This is a genomic window from Allobosea sp., assembly GCF_048595345.1.
GTDB lineage: Bacteria > Pseudomonadota > Alphaproteobacteria > Rhizobiales > Beijerinckiaceae > Allobosea.
Map to the genome: position 1 here is coordinate 22,511 of NZ_JBMDWH010000035.1, position 8,028 is coordinate 30,538.

The window sequence follows — 8,028 nt, forward strand, 5'->3', positions numbered from 1 at the left end:
GCCCGCCGCGCTCGACACACTGGACCAGCCTTCATCATGCCGTTTCTTTCGCAGGCGCTCGGGCGCATCAAACCGTCGGCGAGCATCGTCGCCAACCAGCGCGCCAGGGATCTGGCGGCCCAGGGGCGCGACGTCATCGCGCTGAGCTCCGGCGAGCCCGACTTCGACACGCCCGAGCACATCAAGCAGGCCGCGGCCGCGGCGATGGCTGCGGGCAAGACCAAGTACACGCCGGTCGCCGGCATTCCGGAACTGCGCAAAGCCATCCGCGCCAAGTTCCTGCGCGAGAACGATCTCGATTACGGGCTGGACCAGATCATCGTCGGGACCGGCGGCAAGCAGGTCATCGCCAATGCTCTGCTGGCGACGGTCGACCCCGGCGACGAGGTCATCGTCCCGGCGCCGTTCTGGGTGTCCTATCCCGAGATCGTCGCGCTGTGCGGCGGCACCGCCATCGTGGCGCCCACCTCGGCCGACGATGGCTTCCGCCTGACGCCGGAGACGCTCGAAGGGCTGATCACGGCGAAGACCAAATGGCTCATCCTCAATTCGCCCTCCAACCCGAGCGGCGCCGCCTATGGCCGGGAGGAGCTGAAGCGGCTGACGGATGTGCTCGAGCGACATCCCCACGTCTGGGTCCTGACCGACGACATCTACGAGCACCTGATCTATGGCGGGCAGCCTTTCGCGACGCCGGCGCAGGTGGCACCCGCTCTCAAGGAGCGGACGCTGACGGTAAACGGCGTCTCCAAGGCCTATGCGATGACCGGCTGGCGCATCGGCTATGCCGGCGGCCCGCGCGACCTGATCAAGGCGATGGACACGATCCAGGGGCAGTTCACCTCCGGGCCCTGCTCGATCGCGCAATGGGCGGCGGTCGCCGCGCTCGACGGCCCGCAGGATGGATTGGCCGTGCGCCGGCAGGCTTTCGAGGCCCGCCGCGACCTCGTCGTCGGCATGCTGAACCAGGCGAAGGGCCTGAATTGCCGCGTGCCCGAAGGCGCGTTCTACGTCTTCCCGTCCTGCGAAAAACTGTTCGGCCTCAGGACCGCGACGGGCAAGGTGATTGCGAGCGACGAAGACTTCGCCGCAGAACTGCTCGACGCCGAGGCGGTGGCGGTCGTTCATGGCGCAGCCTATGGCTCGCCCGGCCATTTCCGCATCTCCTACGCCGCCTCGACCGAACAGCTCGAACAGGCCTGCAGGCGGATCGAGCGTTTCTGCAATTCGCTGAGCTGACCGGCAGGCGGTCGACCCAAACATCCCTGCGGCAGGCATCCGGGACACTCCGCCGGGAACGGTTGCGGCGGAGTTCATTGTCGGAGCGATCGCGCGAGGACCGGTTGCGCGGCGTGCCGACGGTCCAGCCGACGCGACGTTCCGGTCTCCGCCGCGCGTGAAGCAGCGCCGACGGGGGCGGTGCGCGGCCCGCATCATCGCGAGCCGGAGCTTTGCCGAGTCGCGTGCTCTGGGTCATCGCGCGTCCGGGCGGACGCGATCACGATGCTCCAGGAGAGGGCTGGAGCATCGGATCCTTCAGAAAAGTGGGATTCCCCTTTTCGGTCCGACGCTCTAGGCCCGGCGGCGCAGCGAGGGCTGCGCCAGCTCGGCGGCCATGCGCCCCGCCATGTGGTGAAGGCCCGCGGTGTCGGCCCCGGTGCGGAAGCTGGAGACGAGCTGATTGAGGCGGCCGATCTGGTCGCTGAGGGAGGTCGCGGAGGCTGCGCTTTCTTCGGCGAGGGCAGCGTTCTGCTGGGTCATTTCGTCCATATGGGCGACCGTCTGGCTCATCTCGTCGATGCCGTTCGCCTGCTCGGCCGAAGCCGCCGAGATGTCGGAGACGGTCGCGGCGACTTTGCGCGAGGCCTCGACGATCTGTTGCAGAACCTCGCCGGCCGAGCGCACGAGCTGCACGCCCTGGGCGACCTCGCCACCCGATTCGACGATCAGGGCGGTGATGTCCTTGGCGGCGTCGCCGGAGCGCTGCGCCAGGGTCCGCACCTCGGATGCGACGACCGCGAAGCCCTTGCCGGCATCGCCGGCGCGCGCCGCCTCGACCGCGGCATTCAGCGCCAGCAGATTGGTCTGGAAGGCGATCTCGTCGATCACCCCGGTGATGTCGGAAATCTTGCGGGAGGCGATTTCGATCCGGTTCATCGCCTCGACGGCGTCGCTGACGATCGAGCCACCCTTTTCGGCGACGCCCATCGCTTCCTCGGCCATCGCGACCGCGCTCTTCGAGGCATGGGCGGCCGCCTTCACCGAAGCCGCCAGCTCTTCGGTCGTCGCGGCGGTTTCCTCCAGCGAGGAGGCTTGCTCCTCCGTGCGCTTGGACAGGTCGTCCGCCCCCATATTGATCTCGCGGGCAGCGGTGCTGACCTCGACGGAGGTCGCCTGGATCGTCTGCACCGTTTCGGCGAGCCCGTCGAGGGCGCGGTTGAAGTCGTCGCGGAGCTTGATGTAATCGGCCGCGACGCTGTCGGTCAGGCGGCAGGTCAGATCGCCCTGGGCCAGCCGCTCGAGCCCATCCGCCAGAAGGGCGACGACGTGCTGCTGCTGTCGGGCCATGTCGAGGCGCTGCTCCTCGACCTGGCGGCGCTCGGCCTCGTTGGCTTCGCGCTCGGCAGCCACGGCAGCGTCCTGCCTGGCCTTTTCGGCCTCCATCTGGCGCATGGCCAAGCCGTTCTGCTGGAAGACCAGCACGGCGCGCGCCATATCGCCGACCTCGTCCTTGCGCTCGGTGCCGGCGACATCGACATCCAGCTGACCGTGCGAGAGGGAGCCCATCGCCGCGTTCAGCCGCTGCAGCGGACCGGTGATGGTCCTGGAGGACAGCACGAGCGCACCGAGCAGGCCGAGCAGCAGCCCGGCCGCCGCCGCCGCCAGCAGCGTCGTCGCAGCCCACTGGGTGTCCGCGGACAGCGCGGCAGAGCGGTCTTCCGTTTCCTTCAGCACCGTCGCGCTGAGCTGCGCGTTGGTGTCGATCAGATCGTTGAGCTTGCCTTCGATCTTGGCCAGCACGGCGAGGGCCTGAGCGTCTTCGCCTTTTTCTCCGTGCTGGATCGCCTCGTCGACCGAGGACTTCAGGGCGACGATCCCGGCCCGGACGACGTCATAGCTCGCCTTCTTGGCGGGCAGGTTGCGGCCGGCTTCGTCGAGAAACTCGAGCGCCTTCGCGTAAGCCTCTTCCGCGGCCGCCTTGGCCTGGAGCATGACGGGGCTGCCAGGCGGCGTGGCGATCACCTTGTAGGTCGCGCCCACGAGCGCGACGGCACTGCGGGCGGCGCGTGCCGAGGCCAGAATTCCCGGCGGCCTGGTGGTCAGCAGTTCGGAGTAGGATTCGTCAGTCGCCTTGAGCTGTCGCGCGCCGACGATCGAGACGCCGACACCGACGAGGCCTGCGAAGAGAACGGCGCAAATGATCTTCGTGCGGATTTTGAGGTTGCTCAACGTCATCACAGCGGCCCGGTTTAAAAATCCCGGACCCGTTAGATCAGATTCAATCTAAATTATGGTTAACAGGTCGGATGGGAAGCCGATGAGGCAGCTCCGCTCCCGCCTCCCGTCCAGGCGCCGTAAGGCGCTCGGCAGGGAAGCTGCGAAACGATACGCCAAACCGCCGTCCTTACTGCCTTCGCTCTCGGGAATGACACCGGGCCCTGGGGTCTCCCAGCGTTCTTATTCGCCCTTCCCTTGGGGCCCTTGCGCTCTCAGCGCCCAGACGCCGCGACACCCCATGTCGACGAAAGGCCCGCCGCGTGCCGCGCGGCAGGCCTTTCGCCTCGATACGTGGAACGGCCGAGGGCCGGTCAGTCGAGCAGGTCGGCCGGCACCTTGCCGCCGTTTTCGGAGAGCTTCTTGATGACGGCCTTGTGCAGCCAGACATTCATCGTCGCGCTGTCGTTGGTATCGCCGGTGTAGCCGAGCTCATGCGCCAGCTCCTTGCGGGCGGTGATGCTGCTGTCGAGCTTCACCGCCTTCATCAGATCGACGATCGAGGTCTTCCAGTTCAGCTGCTGCCCGCTGTCCTGGACGGCCTTGTCGAGAATTGGGGCGACATCGACGGCCTGGGCGGCGGGAGCCGATCCGATACCGGTAGCGGAGGCGCCAGCCGCAGTGCCGGCGGGCGTCGAGGCCGGCGAGGTCGAGGTGGTCGAGGGCGGCACCACGGCGCCGGGAACCGGGGCTGCGTCCGGCGTGGCAGCGGAGCCGGCCTTGGCCTCACCGAAGATGGCTTTCTTGATGCTGTCGAAGATGCTCACGGGAATGCTCCTGCTGAAAATCAACAGGAAAACTGTCACCGCCCGGCCGAGTTCCGATGATCCGCCGCTACGCTCGCGACGAAGATCGCCCGCACCGTCGGCGTCTACCGGCTTCTTGACGCTGATTTTTCGGCCGAGCCACTTCGAGCGGTCCGCCAACGCTGTGACGGCCACATGATGGTTGCCGAAACCTGTACGTCATCAGCGGATGAGCCTTCACTCTGCGGCAGCTTCGTTTACCCGCAGCCGCTAGTCTTTCCCTCGAACGGATAGGTGCGGCGGGCATTCGGTATGGCGATGGACTATTCCCGGGCGCGCTCGCTCGAGCAGGCGCGCTATCAGGCGCTCGCCAAAGGCTGGCCCGCTCTTTACGTCGCGCTCAGTGCCGACATCATCGCCGTCGCCGTCGTGCACGCGCCCTACGTCCCCTGGTGGGCCTCGACGATCCTGCCGGCGATCCTTGTGCCAAAAGCGCTGATCTGGGCCTATCTCTGGCACCGGAAGCGCAACGAGATCCCCTCTTCGGCAGAATGCGCCCGGTCCATGCGCTTCCTCGGCATCGAGGTGACGGCCTGGATGGCGGTGATCGTGGCATGGCAGATGGCGCTGTCCTGCTGGGGCACGCCCGACACGCAGCTTCTGTTGGCGCTGTGCATGGGCGGCCAGATGGTGTTCCTGCTCTTCGGATTGCTTCATCTGCCGGCCGCCTCGATCATCTCGGCGACCTTCTGCGCCGCCGGGCTGCTCTTCATCGCGGCAGGACTCGGGCCTGCGGTGGTCGGCATCGTGATTCTGCTGGTGGGCGGCGTAGCGGGGCTGGCCCATGTCGCCCACGACACCTACCGGGACTTCACCAGCCTCGTGCTGTCGCGCCTCTCGTTGCAGCGCAAGACCGACGAGATCGAGCAGCTCAGCGAGACCAATCTTCGCCTCGCCAACACCGACATGCTGACCGAGATCGGCAATCGGCGCCGCTTCTTCCACGATCTGAAGACCGTGCTCGACCGGGCGAGGGCGAGCGGCGGGCGGGCCGGCCTCGGCATCATCGACCTCGACGGTTTCAAGGCGATCAACGACAGCAACGGGCATCTCGTCGGCGACCGACTTCTGAGGGCCATGGCCGAGCGGCTCCAACTCATCCTCGCGGAACAGGGCGGGGTCTATCGCCTGGGGGGCGATGAATTCGCCTTCATCGTCACCGGCGCCTGCGACGACAAGAACCTGCTCGCCATCGGCGAAAAGCTGATCGAGGCTGTCCATGCCCCGATCTACATCGGCGAATTGCGGCTCGTCGTTGGATGCTCGGTCGGCTTCGCGTCCTTCCCCGACAAGGCAGATACCGAAACCGATCTCTACGACCGGGCGGATTATGCCCTGTTCGCCGCAAAGCGCACCGGGCGGCTCAAGGCGACCGTGTTCAACGAGGAGCATGAGCGGGCGGTGCGCGAAGCCGCGCTGATCGAGCGCACCATGCGGGCGGCCGATCTGGAGGCGGAATTCTATCTGACGTTCCAGCCCATCGTCGATTCGAGCAGCGGCCGCACGCTGCTGCTGGAATGTCTGGCGCGCTGGCAGAGCCCGACCCTGGGCGCAGTGCCTCCGGGCAAGTTCATCGTCGCGGCCGAACAGTCGGGCTTCATCACGACCCTGACGCCGCTGCTCCTGAGGAAGGCCCTGCTCGCCGTCGCCAACTGGCCGGAGGATGTGGGGATCTCGTTCAACCTGTCGGGCCATGATATCACGGCACCGGAAAAGGTGATGAACCTGATCGCCATCGTCAAGCGCAGCGGCATTGCGCCCAAGCGCATCGAATTCGAGGTCACCGAGACCGCGCTGATGATGAACATCGAGCTGGCATTGGCCAATATCAACCTGCTCAAGGCGGCCGGCGTGCGGATCGCGCTGGATGATTTCGGCACCGGTTATTCCAGTCTGAGCCAGATCCAGAAACTGCCCCTCGACAAGATCAAGGTCGATGGCAGCTTCGTGCGTGATCTGGCGACGAGCGAAGCGAGCCAGAAGATCGTGCGCTCGGTGAGCGCCTTGTCACGCGACCTCGCGCTCAGCTGCGTCGTCGAGGGCGTCGAGACGCGCGAGCAACTCGACATCCTGCAGAATATCGGCTGCCATCTGATCCAGGGTTATTACTTCTCCAAACCGATGCCTGAAACGCAGGTCGAAGGCTTCCTGGCCGAGTCGGCGACCTCCGAGCGCGCTCGCGCCGGCGTCGCCGCCTCGTGATGGCGAGGCTTCGCATGCTGCTGGCGGCAGCGCTCGTTCTGGCGCTCTCGCCGGTCCGGGCACAGGACATCGTGCTGCGGCAGAGCGGCGCCGGCGAGGTCCGCTTCATCGGGCGCAGTTTCGGCCTGCCGATCGTCTCGGGGCGCTTCGAGCACATCGACTGCGCGGTTTCGGTCGATTTGCTGAAACCCGAGGGCAGCAAGATCGCGGTCGGCATCGCCACGGGTTCGTTGCGCAGCCTGATCGGCGTCGCCGACGGCCTCGTCAAAGGGCCGCTCCTGCTCGACAGCGAACGGCACCCCCAGATGAGCTTCGTGTCGCGGAGCGTGCGCAGGATTTCCGACGGGCATTTCCGGATCGACGGGCTCCTGACGGTCAAGGGCATCACCCGTCCGATCTCGCTTCAGGCGGTCATCGAGGGCGATCTCGCACGGGCCGGGACGGGGCAGGCTTTCCCGTTCACGGCCACGACGAGCATCTCGCGGGCCGCATTCGATATAGGTCGCGACATCACCCTCATCGACGATCGGCTGGAGATCTCGGTCAGCGGGCAATTGTCCTGATCGCCGCAGCGCCCGGGCGGATCGACAGACCGTCCCGCGTCGGGGCTCGAACATCCCGAAGAGCTCCTCGTCGTCCATTTGATGGCTCCCGGTGCAAGCCCGGGATGCCGAATTGGTCCCGAGAAAGCTCGGCATGCCCTAGATATCGAGCGTCGCCTCACGCTCCCATTGGGTGAAATGGGCGCAGTAGCGGTTCCACTCCTCGTGTTTCAGCTTGAGATAGGCCGCTGAGAACTCCGGGCCGAGGGCCGATTGCAGGGCGCCGTCCTTCTCGTATTCGCGCAGCGCGTCGAGGAGGTTCAGCGGCAGGCGCGGCGCGTCCTTCACCAGATGGCCGTCGCGGTACATGTCGATATCGTGGTGCGGGCCGGGGTCGGCCTGCGAGCGCAATCCGGAGAGACCGGCCGCGATGATGATCGCCTGCAGCAGATAGGGATTCACCGCCCCGTCGGGCAGGCGCAGCTCGAAGCGGCCGGCGCCGGGCACGCGCACCATGTGGGTGCGGTTGTTGCCGGTCCAGGTCACGGTGTTCGGCGCCCAGGTCGCGCCGGAGACGGTGCGCGGCGCGTTGATCCGCTTGTAGGAATTCACCGTCGGGTTGGTGATGGCGGCGAGCGCAGAGGCGTGCTTCATGATGCCGCCGAGGAAATGCCGGCCCTGCTCCGACAGGGCGAAGGGCATGGTCTTGTCTGCGAAGGCGTTGACCTTGCCAGCGACATCCCAGACCGAGATATGTGCGTGGCAACCATTGCCGGTCAGGCCCTTGAAGGGCTTGGGCATGAAGGTGGCGCGCAGGCCATGCTTCTCGGCCACCGACTTGACCATGAACTTGAAGAAGGAATGCTTGTCGGCGGTCTTGAGCGCGTCGTCATACTCCCAGTTCATCTCGAACTGGCCGTTCGCGTCCTCGTGGTCGTTCTGGTAGGGCTTCCAGCCGAGCGCCAGCATGTGGTCGCAGATCT

The 8,028-nt window shown here is 66.4% G+C and carries 5 protein-coding genes and 1 pseudogene; 3 read left to right on the forward strand and 3 right to left on the reverse strand.

Features of this window, described 5'->3' with window-relative positions:
* The first annotated feature begins 36 nt into the window (after positions 1 to 36).
* Complete coding sequence (locus tag ACOJTB_RS04455) at positions 37 to 1,239, forward strand: pyridoxal phosphate-dependent aminotransferase (protein ID WP_420101312.1); 1,203 nt, start codon at positions 37 to 39, stop codon at positions 1,237 to 1,239.
* Between the two features lie 333 nt (positions 1,240 to 1,572).
* On the opposite strand, the gene ACOJTB_RS04460 is transcribed toward ACOJTB_RS04455, so the two are convergent.
* Together ACOJTB_RS04460 and ACOJTB_RS04465 are read right to left on the reverse strand one after the other, a co-directional pair.
* The gene (locus ACOJTB_RS04460) at positions 1,573 to 3,450 is read right to left on the reverse strand and encodes a methyl-accepting chemotaxis protein (protein ID WP_420101313.1); all 1,878 of its coding nucleotides are present in this window, start codon (positions 3,448 to 3,450) and stop codon (positions 1,573 to 1,575) included.
* A gap of 359 nt (positions 3,451 to 3,809) precedes the next feature.
* Positions 3,810 to 4,262 carry a DUF3597 domain-containing protein gene (locus ACOJTB_RS04465; RefSeq protein ID WP_420101314.1) on the reverse strand — a complete coding sequence of 151 codons (453 nt, stop codon included), beginning with the start codon at positions 4,260 to 4,262 and terminating at the stop codon, positions 3,810 to 3,812.
* A gap of 297 nt (positions 4,263 to 4,559) precedes the next feature.
* Between ACOJTB_RS04465 and ACOJTB_RS04470 the strand changes: the two genes are divergently transcribed.
* The gene (locus ACOJTB_RS04470; protein ID WP_420101315.1) at positions 4,560 to 6,503 is read left to right on the forward strand and encodes a putative bifunctional diguanylate cyclase/phosphodiesterase; all 1,944 of its coding nucleotides are present in this window, start codon (positions 4,560 to 4,562) and stop codon (positions 6,501 to 6,503) included.
* A 14-nt stretch (positions 6,504 to 6,517) separates the two neighbouring features.
* Entirely contained in the window at positions 6,518 to 7,066 is a 549-nt protein-coding gene (locus ACOJTB_RS04475) for a YceI family protein (protein WP_420101316.1), read from the forward strand.
* A 138-nt stretch (positions 7,067 to 7,204) separates the two neighbouring features.
* Here ACOJTB_RS04475 and ACOJTB_RS04480 read toward each other — a convergent pair.
* A pseudogene (locus ACOJTB_RS04480) lies at positions 7,205 to 8,028 on the reverse strand (type III glutamate--ammonia ligase); the annotation flags it as partial.

Coding starts and splice junctions, on each gene's coding strand:
- ACOJTB_RS04455 (WP_420101312.1), top strand. CDS start 37: ATGCCGTTTCTTTCGCAGGCGCTCGGGCGCATCAAACCGTCGGCGAGC.
- ACOJTB_RS04470 (WP_420101315.1), top strand. CDS start 4,560: ATGGACTATTCCCGGGCGCGCTCGCTCGAGCAGGCGCGCTATCAGGCG.
- ACOJTB_RS04475 (WP_420101316.1), top strand. CDS start 6,518: ATGCTGCTGGCGGCAGCGCTCGTTCTGGCGCTCTCGCCGGTCCGGGCA.